The organism is Microbacterium sp. 3J1, assembly GCF_001049495.1.
Taxonomy (GTDB): Bacteria; Actinomycetota; Actinomycetes; order Actinomycetales; family Microbacteriaceae; genus Microbacterium.
In genome coordinates this window covers 24,823-38,773 of sequence record NZ_CDWI01000008.1, presented here as the reverse complement: position 1 = coordinate 38,773, position 13,951 = coordinate 24,823, and the positions used below count along the sequence as shown (strand labels likewise).

16 protein-coding genes are annotated in these 13,951 nt (G+C 70.5%); 8 read left to right on the top strand and 8 right to left on the bottom strand.

The features are described 5' to 3' along the window. Window positions 1-18 precede the first annotated feature (18 nt). Both BN2660_RS05180 and cycA read right to left on the bottom strand, forming a co-directional pair. A complete protein-coding gene (locus BN2660_RS05180; protein WP_091228155.1) occupies window positions 19-948 on the bottom strand; it encodes a DnaJ domain-containing protein in 930 nt (309 codons plus the stop codon). Window positions 949-1,126: 178 nt separating this feature from the next. Continuing rightward, window positions 1,127-2,587, bottom strand: a complete 1,461-nt coding sequence (gene cycA, locus BN2660_RS05175) for a D-serine/D-alanine/glycine transporter (protein WP_176697095.1) — start codon at window positions 2,585-2,587, stop codon at window positions 1,127-1,129. Between the two features lie 146 nt (window positions 2,588-2,733). Here cycA and BN2660_RS05170 point away from each other — a divergent pair, with 146 nt between their 5' ends. The 3 genes from BN2660_RS05170 to BN2660_RS05160 all read left to right on the top strand — a co-directional run bounded on the left by BN2660_RS05170 (window position 2,734) and on the right by BN2660_RS05160 (window position 6,382). After that, the gene (locus BN2660_RS05170; RefSeq protein WP_091228153.1) at window positions 2,734-4,206 is read left to right on the top strand and encodes an MATE family efflux transporter; all 1,473 of its coding nucleotides are present in this window, start codon (window positions 2,734-2,736) and stop codon (window positions 4,204-4,206) included. 126 nt (window positions 4,207-4,332) lie between these two features. Further along, window positions 4,333-4,782: a hypothetical protein gene (locus tag BN2660_RS05165; RefSeq protein ID WP_141651240.1), complete on the top strand. Its 450-nt coding sequence runs from the start codon at window positions 4,333-4,335 to the stop codon at window positions 4,780-4,782. Between the two features lie 166 nt (window positions 4,783-4,948). Then, complete coding sequence (locus BN2660_RS05160; protein ID WP_091228149.1) at window positions 4,949-6,382, top strand: hypothetical protein; 1,434 nt, start codon at window positions 4,949-4,951, stop codon at window positions 6,380-6,382. A gap of 15 nt (window positions 6,383-6,397) precedes the next feature. Here BN2660_RS05160 and BN2660_RS05155 read toward each other — a convergent pair whose 3' ends face one another. Further along, entirely contained in the window at window positions 6,398-6,865 is a 468-nt protein-coding gene (locus tag BN2660_RS05155) for an acyl-CoA thioesterase (protein ID WP_091228147.1), read from the bottom strand. Window positions 6,866-7,015: 150 nt separating this feature from the next. Here BN2660_RS05155 and BN2660_RS05150 point away from each other — a divergent pair, with 150 nt between their 5' ends. Next, on the top strand, window positions 7,016-7,630 hold the full coding sequence (locus tag BN2660_RS05150; RefSeq protein WP_091228145.1) for a ClpP family protease: 615 nt from the start codon (window positions 7,016-7,018) through the stop codon (window positions 7,628-7,630). Then, entirely contained in the window at window positions 7,627-8,220 is a 594-nt protein-coding gene (locus BN2660_RS05145; protein ID WP_091228142.1) for a ClpP family protease, read from the top strand. Before BN2660_RS05150 ends, BN2660_RS05145 begins: the two co-directional genes overlap by 4 nt. 22 nt (window positions 8,221-8,242) lie before the next feature. On the opposite strand, the gene BN2660_RS05140 is transcribed toward BN2660_RS05145, so the two are convergent. The 4 genes from BN2660_RS05140 to BN2660_RS05125 all read right to left on the bottom strand — a co-directional run bounded on the left by BN2660_RS05140 (window position 8,243) and on the right by BN2660_RS05125 (window position 10,750). Further along, window positions 8,243-8,605 carry a helix-turn-helix domain-containing protein gene (locus BN2660_RS05140; protein ID WP_091228140.1) on the bottom strand — a complete coding sequence of 121 codons (363 nt, stop codon included), beginning with the start codon at window positions 8,603-8,605 and terminating at the stop codon, window positions 8,243-8,245. Window positions 8,606-8,678: 73 nt separating this feature from the next. Next, a complete protein-coding gene (locus BN2660_RS05135; RefSeq protein ID WP_091228138.1) occupies window positions 8,679-9,137 on the bottom strand; it encodes a MarR family winged helix-turn-helix transcriptional regulator in 459 nt (152 codons plus the stop codon). Between the two features lie 11 nt (window positions 9,138-9,148). After that, window positions 9,149-9,808 (bottom strand): GTP cyclohydrolase II, encoded by a 660-nt coding sequence (gene ribA, locus BN2660_RS05130; protein WP_091228136.1) that lies wholly within the window; start codon window positions 9,806-9,808, stop codon window positions 9,149-9,151. 27 nt (window positions 9,809-9,835) lie between these two features. Further along, window positions 9,836-10,750 (bottom strand): DMT family transporter, encoded by a 915-nt coding sequence (locus BN2660_RS05125; protein ID WP_091228134.1) that lies wholly within the window; start codon window positions 10,748-10,750, stop codon window positions 9,836-9,838. A gap of 93 nt (window positions 10,751-10,843) precedes the next feature. Here BN2660_RS05125 and BN2660_RS05120 point away from each other — a divergent pair, with 93 nt between their 5' ends. Continuing rightward, window positions 10,844-11,680: a sulfurtransferase gene (locus BN2660_RS05120; protein WP_091228132.1), complete on the top strand. Its 837-nt coding sequence runs from the start codon at window positions 10,844-10,846 to the stop codon at window positions 11,678-11,680. 3 nt (window positions 11,681-11,683) lie between these two features. Here BN2660_RS05120 and BN2660_RS05115 read toward each other — a convergent pair whose 3' ends face one another. Beyond that, the gene (locus BN2660_RS05115) at window positions 11,684-12,586 is read right to left on the bottom strand and encodes a hypothetical protein (RefSeq protein WP_091228130.1); all 903 of its coding nucleotides are present in this window, start codon (window positions 12,584-12,586) and stop codon (window positions 11,684-11,686) included. A gap of 311 nt (window positions 12,587-12,897) precedes the next feature. Between BN2660_RS05115 and BN2660_RS05110 the strand changes: the two genes are divergently transcribed. Together BN2660_RS05110 and BN2660_RS05105 are read left to right on the top strand one after the other, a co-directional pair. After that, entirely contained in the window at window positions 12,898-13,548 is a 651-nt protein-coding gene (locus BN2660_RS05110; RefSeq protein WP_091228128.1) for an acyl-CoA synthetase, read from the top strand. Beyond that, window positions 13,545-13,901 carry a hypothetical protein gene (locus BN2660_RS05105; protein WP_091228127.1) on the top strand — a complete coding sequence of 119 codons (357 nt, stop codon included), beginning with the start codon at window positions 13,545-13,547 and terminating at the stop codon, window positions 13,899-13,901. Before BN2660_RS05110 ends, BN2660_RS05105 begins: the two co-directional genes overlap by 4 nt. Window positions 13,902-13,951: the final 50 nt, after the last annotated feature.

The window sequence follows — 13,951 nt, the reverse complement described above, 5'->3', positions numbered from 1 at the left end:
GGCGGATGCCGGCCGGGGTCAGACGAAGGTGACGGTCTGCTGCAGCCGGGTGCGCACGTCGAACAGCTCGTTGCCGCCGATCGCACGGGCGCCCGGCACGCCCTGACGGAGCACCATGGCGAGCGCGCTGCGCCGCACGACGACCACGGGAACGCCGCGGCTGCTGCCGAGGGGCGTGACGGCCTGCGCCAGGTCGTCGTCGGGGAGCACCAGGATCGCCCCGCCGAACTTCACGCGGGCCGCCTTGGCCACGGTGCGCATCCGCGCGAGCGCCGCGGTGACCGGTGCGCGCGTGCCGAGGCTCGGGCCGGTGATCTCGCCCCGTCGGAATCCGACCACACCCCCGAAGTCCTCCGACATGATGCCGTAGAGCCCAGACGGGCTGAGCACGACGTGGTCGAGCTTGTCGTCGGCATCCCTGCCGGTCGCCACGTCGTGCCACACGGTGAAGCCCATGCCGAGTGCGCTCACGGTGCGGGCGGTCGCCTCCTCGGCGAGGGCGTCGGCGAGCAGGCGGCGAAGGTCTCGAGGTGCCGAGCGCACCAGCGCGGGGTCGTAGGGGTCGGGCACCTCGACGCCCCGCCCGGCCCACTCGCGGATGAGCGAGAGATAGCGCTCTCGCCGCCAGCCGCCGGGGTGCCCGTACGAACGTGCCCGAGGGCGGGTGTCGGTGCGGGTCGCCGACTGCGGCCTCCACCCGTTCCACTCCGGCTCTGCGGGGATGCCGGGGTGCGCGCCCGAGCGACGGTCGTAGGCGGCGCGGCTCTCGGGGGTGCCGATGAGCTCCCACGCCCGCTGCACCTGGATGAACACGGCGGCGTCGCCCCCGGTGTCCGGATGGGTGTGGCGCAGGCGCAGCCGGTAGGCGCGGCGCAGTTCGACGTCGTCGACCGACGGGTCGACCCCGAGGACCTCGTAGGCCGACGCCGAGAGCGGGCTGTCGAACATCGCTCTCCTTCCGAGATCGCGGCATCCAGAATATCCGGCTGCTGTTGTGGATCAGCCCGGCACGTCGCCCACTCAGGCCGTGCAGTATTCAGCACGGATGCACGGCCGAACGCGAGAACCGGCCGATTCCCACGGAATCGGCCGGTCCTTGCTGAATCGTGCACGCGGGTCGGGCGAGCTACTCCGCCGAGTCGTCGCGCAGGTACGCGATGTGCGCGGCGTGGCGGCGCAGGTGGTTGGGCGACTTCCGCACGAACATCCACGATCCGAGCAGCAGCGCGAACCAGATCGGCGTCACGAGCAGCGCGGTCAGGGTGTCGGGCTGCGTGGTGAGCGCCCAGAGGATGAACACGAAGAACGCGAGCACGACGTAGACCATGAACACGCCGCCCGGCATCCGGAACTTCGATGCCGAGACCTTCTCGGGGCGGGTGCGCCGGTAGACGAGGTAGCTGAAGAGGAAGATCGTCCACACGAACATGAAGCAGACCGCCGAGACGGTCGTCACCATGTCGAAGGCGGTGCCGATGTCCTCGCCCGCGTACAGCAGCACGACGCCCGAGAGCAGCAGGATGCACGAGAGGAACAGGGCGTTCTGCGGCACGCGTCGCCGTGACAGGCGGCCGAAGACCTGAGGGGCATCGCCGTCCTGCGCGAGGCCGAACACCATGCGCGACGTCGAGTAGATGCCGGAGTTCGCGCTCGACATCGCCGAGGTCAGCACGACGAGGTTGACCACCGTCGCCGCGATGCCGAGCCCGGCCAGGGCGAACATGGCGATGAAGGGGCTCTCGCCGGCGACGTACTCGGTCCACGGGGTGACGGCCATGAGCACGACGAGCGCGCCCACGTAGAAGAGCAGGATGCGGATCGGGATCGCGTTGATCGCCTTCGGCAGATTGCGCTCGGGGTCCTTGGTCTCCGCCGCGGCCGTGCCGACGAGCTCGACGCCCACGAACGCGAAGACCGCGATCTGGAAGCCCGCGACGAACCCCATGAAGCCATGCGGGAACATCCCGCCGTGGTCCCAAAGGTTCGAGAGGCTCGCGGTGCCCGCATCGTGTTGGAAGCCGGTGACGATCATGACGGCGCCGGTGATGATGAGGGCGACGATCGCGACGATCTTGATGAGCGCGAACCAGAACTCCATCTCGCCGAAGGCGGCGACGGTGGGCAGGTTCAGGGCGAGCAGGATGAGGATCACGAGCAGACCCGGGATCCACAGCGGGATGCCGGGGAACAGCGCATCCGTGTAGCCGGCGATGGCGATGACGTCGGCGACGCCGGTGACGACCCAGCAGAACCAGTAGGTCCACCCGGTGAAGAAGCCCGCCCACGGCCCGAGCAGGTCGCTGGCGAAGTCGCTGAACGACTTGTACCTGAGGTTCGACAGCAGCAGCTCGCCCATGGCCCGCATGACGAAGAACAGCATGAAGCCGATGATCATGTAGACGAAGATGACCGAGGGTCCCGCGACCGAGATCGTCTTGCCGCTGCCCATGAACAGGCCGGTGCCGATGGCCCCGCCGATCGCGAGCAGCTGGATGTGGCGATTGGTCAGCGCTCGCCGCAGGTGCTGCTCGTCGCCGGTCTCGGAGCCGTCCACCCCGACGGACCCCTTCGTGTTCTGTGTCGTCATTGCCCGAACCTCCGGTGTTCCGTGCCGCGTACCGCTGCGGCATCCTTTCGACCGTACTTGGCGATCGGGTATACCGCTCACCCGAATCGATTCGATATCCTGGGACGACCCCCGATCATCCCCCCAGTTCTGCGAGCCGCTCCCTCATGGCCACCTCCCTCACCACGGGTCGTCCGTGGCGTGTCATCCTGTCCTTCTCGATCCCCCTGCTGCTCGGCAACGTCGTGCAGCAGCTCTACCAGTTCGCCGACGCCGTCGTCGTCGGACGCCATCTCGGCGTCGAGTCGCTCGCCGCCGTCGGCGCGACGGGCAGCCTGCTGTTCCTGCTGATCGGCTTCGCGTGGGGCCTCACCAGCGGCTTCGCGATCCCGATCGCCCAGGCCTTCGGTGCCGGCGACGCCGCGGCGGTGCGCCGTTCCGTCGCGACCGGCGTCATCCTGACCGGCGTCACGAGCATCGTGCTCACCGTCGGCGCTCCGCTCATCGCGCGCCCGGTGCTCGAACTGCTGCAGACGCCGCCGGAGCTCTTGGCCGAGGCGACGATCTTCACCCAGATCAGCTTCATCGGTGCGAGCGCGACGATGTTCTTCAACTACCTGTCGGCGATCATCCGCGCCATCGGCGACTCGCGCACGCCGCTGATCTTCCTCACGGTCTCCTGTGCGCTTAACGTCGGCCTCGTGATCCTCATGGTCGGCCCGCTCGAGTGGGGCGTCGGCGGTGCCGCGCTCGCGACCGTCGTGGCCCAGGCCGTGTCCGTCCTGCTGTGCCTCGAGTTCGTGCGCCGTCGCCTGCCCATGCTGCACTTGCGCCGCGTGGACTGGAAGGTCACCCGCGAGGACTTCGCCGAGCACCTCCGCCTCGGTCTGCCGATGGGCTTCCAGGCGTCGATCATCGCGATCGGCACGCTGACCGTGCAGGTCGCCCTCAACAGCCTCGGCTCCGAGGCCGTCGCCGCCTACACGACGGCATCCCGCGTCGACGGACTCGCCGTCGCCTTCCTCTCGTCGCTGGGACTCGCGGCGTCGATGTACGCGGCGCAGAACTACGGCGGTCGGCGGCCCGACCGCATCCGTCGCGGTGTCGTGGAGGGAACCTGGATGGCGGTGATCACCGGCATCCTGCTGGGCGCGGTGATCATCGCGTTCGGAACCCCGATGGTGCGCCTCTTCGTCGGCGAGGGCTCGGACGAGGTCGTCGCGATGGCGCACCGCATGCTCATCATCAACGGATGCGGGTACTGGGCGCTCGGCATCCTGTTCGTGCTCCGCGGAGCACTGCAGGGGCTCGGCCACACGCTCGTCCCCACCGTCACCGGGGTGATCGAGCTCGTGATGCGCGTCGGTGCGGCCGTGGTCCTCGGCGCGATGATCGGCTTCGACGGTGTCGCCCTGAGCAACCCGCTGGCATGGCTCGGCGCGATCGTGCTGCTCGTGCCCGCCTATGTGCGCGCGCACCGCGGGCTCGCGCACCTGCGGGTCGATCCGGTCGAGGCGACCGAGACCTCCGCCATCGCGATCGTCGGTCCGACCGACGGCTCGATGGTGGTCGACGCGGTGCTCACTCAGCCCGTGCGCGTCGTACGCGGGTCGCGTTTCGGATGGCTGACACGCCGCTGACACACCGCTGACGCGCTGCTGAACGACGAGTCACGGTTGCGGAACATCATCCTCGAGATGGATGCCGTGTCGACCGGTACTTCGTAATGTTGGTGGTGCGGAGATTCCGCTGACCGGGGGGTCGTCATGACGTCATCGAGGGTGGCACACGAACTGGCATCGATACTGGTGCCGATCGGAATCGTCGGGGCTGTGCTGGCTGTGCTGTGCGCAGCGCTCGCCGCAGTCGCGATTGCGCGAGGAGCCGCAGGGCTCGCCGGCGGAGCAGTGGGGGTGTGGGTCCCGGCCGCGGTGCTGAGCCTCGCGGCATCCTTCGCCAGCCAGTGGACTCCGCTGATCGTGTCGGGAGCCGCGCTCGTCGGCATGCTGGTCATCGGGGCCGTGGCGCGTTCGATCGTCACCGCCGGAGAGCCGGCGCGCGCGCAGGCACGAGCCGCACGTCTCGAAGAGGCGGAGGCGGCTGCCGCCACGACGGCCACGACATCGACCACGACGGTGCAGACCCCGCGGGCGTCGACGGGATCCGTCGGAACAGGGACCGCGAGCACGGGCACGGTGCCGGCGCTCGCGAGCTGACCCTCGGCGCCGAGCCCCGCGCTCGCGCACTTTGTCAGGACTCGACAAGAAACTCGGTCTCACGCTGGTCGATACCTAGTTCCAGCGCGCAAACCTGGACGAAACCTGGGAGCGGCGACCATACACTCGCCGGTGGCAACGACGCCACCTACCTCGGGAGTCCTCAATGACGAGTGCAAGACCCCACGCGCACGGCCTCGGCATGCGCATCGCCGTGATCACCCTCAGCGTGCTGCTGGCCGCGATGATCATCCTGTTCTTCCTCACGACCGGCAAGATCGCGGCCGGTGCCGCAGAGCTCGCCGACGGCACGACGACAGCAAGGGAGGGGTCGGCCGACCTTGCCGCCGGTGCGAGCGACCTCTCGACCGGTGCCGAGAAGCTCGCCTCCGGCACGGAGGACCTCGCCGCCGGCGCCATCACGGCCCACGCGGGCTCCGAGAAGGTGGCGGCCGGGGCGCAGAGCGCGTCGACCGGAGCGGCCGCACTCGCGGTCGGCGCCGACACGCTCGCGATCGGTGCCTCGAACGCGGCAGACGGCGCGGCTCGACTCAGCGCGGGAGCCTCGTCGGCACTGTCCGGCGCGCAGCGCCTGTCGGCCGGTGCGAACGACCTGGATGCGGGCGCGCAGCGGCTCGTCGCCGGAGCGACCACACTGTCGGCCGGAGTGTCGGGCGCGCACCTCATCGCGGGCCAGCTGCTCGCGGGGGCGAACGAGTTCAAGAACACCGTCGACGCGAAGGTCCCGGCAGCCGTGATCCCGAAGCTGCAGGCCCTGTCGAACCCCGCAGCCGCTGCCGGGATCACGAACGCGGCCGCGGGAGCGCCGACCAACTCCCAGCAGCTCGCCGACGCTCTCGCGCAGATCGCCGCGCAGGACGGCGTTGACGGCAGCCAGATCGACCAGCTCGCGCTGCTGGCCGCGGGCCTCGACAGGCAGGTCGACGGCATCGCCGGAGCCGCCGCCGCCGCGCCGGACCTCGCCGCAGGCACTCTCGCGACGGTCGAGGCGTCGAAGCGGCTGGCCGGCGGAGCCCACGTGCTCGTGAACGGCGACCCTGCTCAGGGATGGCCGGGCACAGTCGCCCTCGTCTCCCCGCAGGGCGCTCCGGCGCTGGTGTCGGGCGCCCAGGCGCTCGAGGCGGGCACCACCCGGGTGTCCTCCGGCGCCGGTGACCTCGTCGTCGGTCTGCAGACGCTGTCGACCGGCGCGGGAACGCTGCAGGACGGTTCGGCGCGGCTCAGCTCCGGCGCATCGAGCCTCGACGAGGGCGCGACGGCGCTGGCCGAGGGCACCGAGACGCTGCAGGCGGGCGCGTCGGAGCTCAGCACCGGCGTCGGCGAGATCTCCGAGGGCGCGGCGACCGTCGCCGCGGGAACGGGCGACCTGGCCGAGGGCGGCGTTCGCCTCGAGACCGGGGCGGCCGACCTCGCCGACGGCAACGGCCTGATCGCCGACGGTTCCGGAACCCTCGCGACCGCCACGGCGGGCGCCGCGCCCTCGATGCTGCCCTGGATGCTCGGCATCGCCCTGGTCGGGCTCATCGCCGTCGGCTTCTGGGTGGGTCACCGGCTGAACCACCGGCGGGCCATCGGCTGAGGGCGGCCCTCGGGGCTACGGCAGGCGGATCGTCCCCGTGGCGATCCGCTCCGTCGGCATCCGATCACGGTTGTATGTGATCTCGCGGTAGCCGTGCGGCGTCGGCAGACCGTCGTCGTCGAGGCTCACGAACACGATCTTCTCGATCGTGAGGATGCGCTTGCGCGTGATCATGTTGCGCGCGACGGCGCGCATCGTGAGCGAGGTGGTGCCGAAGTGCGTGGCCTGCAGGCCGATCTCGATGAGGTCGCCCTGCACGGCCGACGCCTCGAAGTTGATCTCCGAGATGTGCTTGGTCACCGCGCGGTAGTTGCCGAGCTGGACGATCGCGTAGATCGCCGCCTCCTCGTCGATCCACTTCAGCAGGCTGCCGCCGAACAGCGACCCGTTCGCGTTCAGGTCCTCCGGCCGCACCCATTTGCGCGTGCGGAAGTTGATGCCGTCTTCGGACCACAGCCATTCGGGTGCCTTCTGCGTCGCCATGCCCCTGAGGGTAGGCGGGCCGTGAGTCGCGGGTGTTACAGCGTGCTTTCGGGGGTGTTGTGGCCCCGCGCAAGCGGCCATCCGCTTTCAGCCGATCTGCCGCGGGCGGATACCGGACCGCCGGCGATCCGGGCGGCGGATGCTGGTCGCATGAGCGAAGACAACCCCATCCCGCAGTTCGGACCCGAAGCCCGACGCGCGCTGTTCCACGAGCGGGTGCTCGTGCTCGACGGCGCCCTCGACGACGACAACGGCACGCTGCTCATGACGCAGCTGCTCACGCTGTCGGCCGAGGACCCGACCACCGACATCGCCCTCTGGATCCATTCGCCCGGAGGATCGGTGCCAGCCATGCTCGCCATCCGCGACCTGATGAAGATGGTGCCGAACGACGTGTCGACGCTGGCGCTGGGACTCGCGTGCAGCGCGGGCCAGTTCCTGCTGTCGGGCGGCGCCGCGGGCAAGCGTCGAGCGCTGCCGCATGCACGCATCCTCATGCATCAGGGATCCTCGGGCATCGGCGGCTCCGCGGTCGAGATCGAGACGCAGGCCGACGACCTGCGGCACATGCGCGACACCGTGCTCGGGCTCATCGCCGACGACACCGGCCAGCCGATCGCGCGCATCTTCGAGGACTCGCTCCACGACCGCTGGTACACCGCTGCGCAGGCGCGCCAGTACGGCTTCATCGACGGCATCGTCGACTCGATCACCGAGATCATGCCGAGACGGCGCGCCAGGGCCGGAGTGGGGGCCGGCGCATGAGCGGCTACACGATCCCGAACGTCATCGCGCAGCATCCGCGCGGGGAACGCGTCATGGACGTCTACTCCCATCTGCTCGCCGAGCGGGTGATCTATCTGGGCACGGGGATCGACGCCGGGGTCGCGAACGCGCTGATCGCCCAGCTGCTGCACCTCGACGCCGACAGCCCCGAGTCGCCCGTGCAGCTCTACGTGAACAGCGAGGGCGGCGACCCGGGAGCAGCACTGGCGATCTACGACACCATGCAGCACGTGCGCCCGGCGATCGCGACGACCTGCGTCGGCCAGGCGATCGGACCCGCAGCCCTCCTGGTCGCTGCGGGAGCGCCCGGGCAGCGGTCGGCTCTCGCGCATGCGCGGATCGTGCTGCACCAGCCGGCGGGCCAGTCGCGCGGGGCGATCCCCGACCTGATCCTCGCCGCCGACGAGGTCGTGCGGGTGCGCGCCGACCTCGAAGCCATCCTCGCCCGGCACACCGGTCGCGCGGCCGCCGCGCTGCGCGCCGACACCGACCGGGACCGCGTCTTCACGGCATCCGCCGCTCTCGACTATGGACTCATCGACACGGTCCTGGGGGAGCGGACGGGTTGAGGCCGGCCGGGAGCGGATGCGGTCAGGCGGCGAGAGCGAAGGCTCCGCGTCCCGACGACACGGCGGCGGATGCCGGAGCAGCCGTCGATCGGAGTTCCTCGGCCACGGCGCTCGTGAGCTCGATCAGCGAGGTGTCGAGGGCGCCGGCGATCGCGGCGATCATCTCGCTCGACGGCTCCTTGAGGCCGCGCTCGACCTCCGACAGGTACTGCGGCGAGACGCCGGCGTTCGCGGCGGTCTCGGTCAGGGTCTCGTCGCGGTCGTGTCGTCGTCGCCGCAGCTGGTCGCCGAGAAGATGCCGCCACAGCGGTTCGGGGTCGCTCGGGCGACGGCGAGCAGGGCCAGCAGGACGAGGTGCGCGGGGGAAGGGGACGAGGTCGGCCATGCCTCACGGTATGCCGCAGCATCCGTGGAGTTCGAGCGGTTCTGCTCAGAGCAGAACCCGCCCGCCATCCGCGCTACAGGGCGGCGGTCACGCCGGGGAGCAGCGTGCGCATGATCGATCCGAGCTGGCCCCGCTCCTCCTCCGAGAGAGGGGCGAGGATCAGCTCGCGGATCTGCGCCACATGCACGGGCGCGGCACCGCGCAGGAGGTCGCGTCCGGCATCCGTGAGCGCCGCGGTCAACGTGCGCTTGTCGCTGCTGCACGAGGTGCGCGTCACCCAGCCGCGCTCCTCGAGCGAGTCGATCGCGTGGCTGAGACGCGACCGGCTGAGACCCGCGATCTGGGCGAGCTCGGTCATCGGGATGGCGCGGTGGTCCTGACCGGCCAGCGTCACGAGGATGGCGTAGTGCGCGTGCTTGAGCCCGGTCTCGGCCTTCAGCGCACGGTCGAGCACCTGCGGCAGCAGCTGCACGAAGCGGATGGTCGGCAGCCACGTCGCCATCTCGTCGTCGTCGAGCCGCCGATCGCTCATCACCGGCCCGCTCACGCGGCGGACAGGTCGAGCGTGTGCGCGGTGTGGTCGCGCTTCGCCTCGAGGTAGCGGTGGTTCGCGTCCGACAGGTGCACGGCGGTCCGGACCTGCTCCGTGACACGGATGCCGAGGGCGGCGAGCTGCGCGCCCTTGTCGGGATTGTTGCTCAGCAGGCGGATGCCGTCGACTCCCATCGTGTGCAGCATCTGGGCCGCGACGGTGTAGTCGCGTTCATCCTCACCCCGGCCGAGGGACACGTTCGCCTCGTACGTGTCGAGGCCCGCGTCCTGCAGCGCGTAGGCGTCGAGCTTCGCGTACAGTCCGATGCCGCGGCCCTCCTGACGCAGGTAGAGCAGAAACCCGCCCTCGTCCGCGATGCGCTCGACGGCCTCCCGCAGCTGCGGGCCGCAGTCGCAGCGCTCGGAGCCGAAGACGTCGCCCGTCAGGCACTCGCTGTGCGGGCGCACGAGCGGTGCAGCCGAGCCCTCGGCTGCACGCTCCAGCGCGCCCTTCCAGTCGCCGAGGCCGAGCAGCAGGTGCTCGCGGCCGTCGACGAGACCGTCGAACGTCACGACGTCGGCGGTGGTGGAGTACCCGTCGGCGAAGCGCACCGGCACCCGCACCCGCGTCCGCTCGGTGGCGACCGGCACGACGGTTGAAATTTCAATCATGAGGGGTGGAACGCGGCACCGGCGGTTCTATTCCCGGGGCTCCGGCTCCGCATGCTCGGGTGCACGCCGGCGGCGAACGAGTTTGAGCTCGCTCGCCAGGATGCCGACGACCACGAGCGCACCGCCGATCAGCGCCGTGGCAGGCAGACGTTCGCCGGCGACGCGTCCGATGACGGCGGCCCACACCGGCTCGCCGGCGTAGATGATCGTCGCTCGGGTGGGCGAGACCGACCGCTGCGCCCAGTTCATCGTGAGCTGGATGACGCAGCTGGCGGCGCCGAGGCCCACGGCGCATCCGACCCAGATCCAGGAGAACTCCGGAACCTGTTCGCCGACGACGGGCATGGTGAGCAGTCCGAGGACTCCCGCCGTCAGCAGCTGGACGATCGTGATCCGACCGAGGTCGATCCTGCCGGCGAACACGCTGATCAGGATGATCTCCGCCGCGATCGGCAGGGTGCTGATCATCGTGACGATCTCTCCGGTGCCGAGCGTCAGCGCGAACGCGTCGGGCCCGGCGATGAGCATGAGCCCCACGAAGGCGAGCCCCGCGCCCACGAACGCCATGGCGGGCGGTCGCGTGCGGAACACGGCCCACTGGGCGAGGGGCACCAGCGGCACGTACATCGCGGTGATGAAGGCGGAGGTGCTGGAGTCGATCGTCTGCAGGCCGACGGTCTGCAGACCGTAGCCGAGGTGGATCATCACGCCGATCGCGGCCCCCGCGCCCACGTCGCGCCACCGGATGCCGCGCAGTGCTCCGCGGAAGATGACGAGGCTGATCAGACCCGCCACGAGAAAGCGGATGCCGACGAAGAACCACGGCCCGGAGTGCTCCATCGCCCAATGCACGAGCAGGAACGTGCTGCCCCAGATCGCGGTGATGACGAGCAGCGCGGCCTCCTGGGGGCGCAGGCGGATCCAGCGGAGACGAGTGGGCATGCAGTCCCTCCTCGACGCGGCCTCATCGAGCCTAACGTGACGGCGCGTGGCATCCGCGGCGCTCCGGTCGCGCGGGCTGGGTAGCCTCGCAGCATGAGCAACTTCGTGAGCGCGACGGAACTGAACGAGCTGCTGGCGTCCGAGGCGCCGGTCCGCCTGATCGACGTGCGCTGGCGTCTGGACAGGCCCGACGGGCGGTCCGACTACCTCGCGGGGCACATCCCCGGGGCGGTGTACGTGCCGCTCGACACCGAGCTCGCCACTCACGGAGAACCGTCCGAGGGTCGGCATCCGCTGCCCTCCACGCAGACGCTGCAGGATGCGGCGCGGCGCTGGGGCGTGAACCGCGGCGACCTCGTGGTGGCCTACGACGACGCGAAGGGGCTCAGCGCCTCACGCGCGTGGTGGTTGCTGCGTCAGGGGGGTGTCGACGTGCGCGTGCTCGACGGCGGCATCCGCGCCTGGACGGCCGCCGGTCTGCCCGTCACGACGGACGATGTGCAGGTCGAGGCGGGAGACGTCGTGCTCGCCGAGATCGGCGGCGACGCGATCTCGATCGACGAGGCGTCGGCGTTCCCCGAGGCCGGTGTGCTCCTCGACGTCCGCGCGCCCGAGCGGTACCGCGGCGACCACGAACCGCTCGACCCGATCGCCGGCCACATCCCGGGGGCGGTGAACCTGCCGATGGCCGCCCACCTGGACGCCGAGGGCAGGATTCTCGATCTGCACACCCTGCAGGCGACCTTCGCGGCCGTCGGCGTGGAGCAGGGCACTCCTGTCGCCGCCTACTGCGGTTCGGGGATCACGGCCGCCCACACGGCACTCGTGCTCGACGAGGCGGGTATCGCGGCCAAGGTGTTCCCCGGCTCGTGGAGTCAGTGGTCGAACACGCCGGGTCGGCCGGTGGCGCGGGGCGATCAGCCGGGCTGAGCCTCAGCGTCCGTCGGCGTAGCTCCAGCTGACGCCGAGCGCGCCGGGGCCGAAGGCGCGACGGACCTGGTGCACGGAGGTGCGTCCGTCGAGGGTCAGCTCGGTCGCGGTGAAGCTGTTCGGCGTCTCGACCCGCTCCTCGATCCGATCCGGCAGGGCGTCGGGGTGGAAGCGCGTCCACACCAGCAGCTCCCGGCACTGCCTCGCCAGGGCATGGCCGGTCTCGCGCTGCGGCGGGTAGTCGGAGGGGTACTCCACCGACCACTCCACGATCGAGGTCTCCGGCGCGGTGAGCGGCACGTCGAGTTCGAACAGCACGCCGTGCACCTCGCCGCTCGGATGCGAGTACCGCGCCGCGATGCGTCCTCCGGACACCGCCCTCATGATCGGCGGCGGAGTGCTCACGCCGGGGGAGAGCTCGAGGAAGGGGATCGACGTGACCGTCCCGACCGTCGACTGCAGGATGCTCCTCGTCATCGAGAACGCGACGTTGCCGTCGGCGTTCACATCCGTCACCGAGTGGGTGGTCAGCTCCCGGGAGGTGTCGGGGTACTCGGCGCCGAGCGCCGCGAAAGCGGCCTTCACGGCCTCTTCGAGCTCCCGCTCGTCGATGGGGAACTGGTTGGGGCCGAGGGGGCCGGTGCGGTTGGTCGCGCCGAGCAGGGTCGTGAGGGCGCCGGGCTCGAGGTTGAGCAGCTCCTCGATGTCGCTGAGGGCCGCCATCGACTGCGCGCCCTCGGGGCGTCGGGCGCCGGATCGCCAGTAGCTGAGAGTGGCCATGGACACCCGGTTGCCGCGCACCCTGAGCTGCTCGTGGAGCCGCGCGAGCGTGAGACCCTGCTCGTTGATGGCATCGCGGAAGGAGCCGGCGAACCCCTCGGCAGCCTTCCGGATCCCACGTTCCATACCCGTCACAGCACCCCTCCGGTATGTGAAGATCCGAGCCCTAGAGTGAGCATACGACCACACCGGCATCGCGTAGGGGACGAGGTGCTGTTTCTGGGGTCTGAAGGCCGTTCCATCGCAAGCAGGGTGCCCGACCTTGCGACGGGCTCGGTCTGACGCAGTGCCGCCCCCGTCGCTGCGTGTTGTCGCGGGGTCTGACGTTCGATCTGGGGAGGTCCGTCGGACCCCGCGAACATCCTCGCCGGGCGTCCGTACCCCTTCGTACCCCCGCGTAGACTGGGGGGAACACCCCCGGAGGACTCTGGATCGTCATGTCTGCCCCTGCTCGCGCGTTCACCGTGCGCCATGTCCAGCTGCTGCGTGCGCTCTTCGCCGCAGCCGCAGCGGTGATGATCACGTTCTCGCCCGACCACTCCGCGGCCGTCGGGCTCTCGGTCTTCAGCGGTTTCGTGCTGACCACCGCCCTCGTGCTGATCCTCGCCGCCTGGCTCGTCTTCCCCGCGGGTGAGCGGTGGCCGTCGATCGTGCTCGCGCTGCTCGGCGTCGTCGCCGGGATGACGGCGGGCGTACCCGCCTGGCGCACCGACGATCTGTTCTTCGTCGTGGTGATCGCCTGGGCGGCGGCGACGGGTCTCGTCGAGCTCATCGTCGGCCTCCGCGCGCGTCGATCCGGTGATCCCGCTGCCCGCGACTCGATTACCGTCGGCGCCTTCGGCCTGCTCCTCGCGATCGTGCTGCTCGCCATCCCCGCCGGCTTCGTCCAGCCCTACGCCATCGAGGGCGCGGGGGAGTTCACGCTGACGGGCATCATCCTCGGCGTCGGGATGTTCGGCGGCTACGCCGCGATCGTCGCGGTGTTCCTCGGCATCGCCGGCCTCACGCCGAAGCGGGTGGATGCCGCCGACGCGGCCGCCGTCGGCGACGACGCGCCGACCCCGGTCGACCACGGAGGAGAACGATGAGCGACGAGAAGCCCACCCGACGCGACATCCTGCGTCCCCTGCATCTGCTCGGGATCGCGCTCGCCTGCGGCATCTTCGCGGCCGTCGTCACGCTCGTCTCGACGGGCGCCTTCACCGCCCGCGTCAACGCCGCGATCGCCAACGGCAGCTACGAGGGCCTCACCCCGATCGGGCTCGGCCTGGTCGTCGGGGGCGGGGCGTTCATCGTGACGCTGCTGTTCCTCGCGATGCTGATCCTCGTCGTCGACCCCGCCGACGTCACCAAGACCGTCGACCGTCCGGTGCTGTACGACGCGGAGTCCGGCGATGACCCCGACTCCGACGCGCAGGGGCGCCCGTCCGCGTCGCCGTGAACACGCCGATGTCCCGGCATCCGCTCGGAATAGCCTCGGCGCGCGACGGC

Excerpts from the sequence above, each read along its gene's own strand:
- BN2660_RS05105 (WP_091228127.1), top strand. The coding sequence starts at position 13,545 with ATGAGCGACGAGAAGCCCACCCGACGCGACATCCTGCGTCCCCTGCAT.
- BN2660_RS05180 (WP_091228155.1), bottom strand. The coding sequence starts at position 948 with ATGTTCGACAGCCCGCTCTCGGCGTCGGCCTACGAGGTCCTCGGGGTC.
- ribA (WP_091228136.1), bottom strand. The coding sequence starts at position 9,808 with ATGATTGAAATTTCAACCGTCGTGCCGGTCGCCACCGAGCGGACGCGG.
- BN2660_RS05155 (WP_091228147.1), bottom strand. The coding sequence starts at position 6,865 with ATGGCGACGCAGAAGGCACCCGAATGGCTGTGGTCCGAAGACGGCATC.
- BN2660_RS05170 (WP_091228153.1), top strand. The coding sequence starts at position 2,734 with ATGGCCACCTCCCTCACCACGGGTCGTCCGTGGCGTGTCATCCTGTCC.
- BN2660_RS05145 (WP_091228142.1), top strand. The coding sequence starts at position 7,627 with ATGAGCGGCTACACGATCCCGAACGTCATCGCGCAGCATCCGCGCGGG.
- BN2660_RS05160 (WP_091228149.1), top strand. The coding sequence starts at position 4,949 with ATGACGAGTGCAAGACCCCACGCGCACGGCCTCGGCATGCGCATCGCC.
- BN2660_RS05140 (WP_091228140.1), bottom strand. The coding sequence starts at position 8,605 with ATGGCCGACCTCGTCCCCTTCCCCCGCGCACCTCGTCCTGCTGGCCCT.
- BN2660_RS05150 (WP_091228145.1), top strand. The coding sequence starts at position 7,016 with ATGAGCGAAGACAACCCCATCCCGCAGTTCGGACCCGAAGCCCGACGC.
- cycA (WP_176697095.1), bottom strand. The coding sequence starts at position 2,587 with ATGACGACACAGAACACGAAGGGGTCCGTCGGGGTGGACGGCTCCGAG.
- BN2660_RS05135 (WP_091228138.1), bottom strand. The coding sequence starts at position 9,137 with ATGAGCGATCGGCGGCTCGACGACGACGAGATGGCGACGTGGCTGCCG.
- BN2660_RS05125 (WP_091228134.1), bottom strand. The coding sequence starts at position 10,750 with ATGCCCACTCGTCTCCGCTGGATCCGCCTGCGCCCCCAGGAGGCCGCG.
- BN2660_RS05115 (WP_091228130.1), bottom strand. The coding sequence starts at position 12,586 with ATGGAACGTGGGATCCGGAAGGCTGCCGAGGGGTTCGCCGGCTCCTTC.
- BN2660_RS05110 (WP_091228128.1), top strand. The coding sequence starts at position 12,898 with ATGTCTGCCCCTGCTCGCGCGTTCACCGTGCGCCATGTCCAGCTGCTG.
- BN2660_RS05120 (WP_091228132.1), top strand. The coding sequence starts at position 10,844 with ATGAGCAACTTCGTGAGCGCGACGGAACTGAACGAGCTGCTGGCGTCC.
- BN2660_RS05165 (WP_141651240.1), top strand. The coding sequence starts at position 4,333 with ATGACGTCATCGAGGGTGGCACACGAACTGGCATCGATACTGGTGCCG.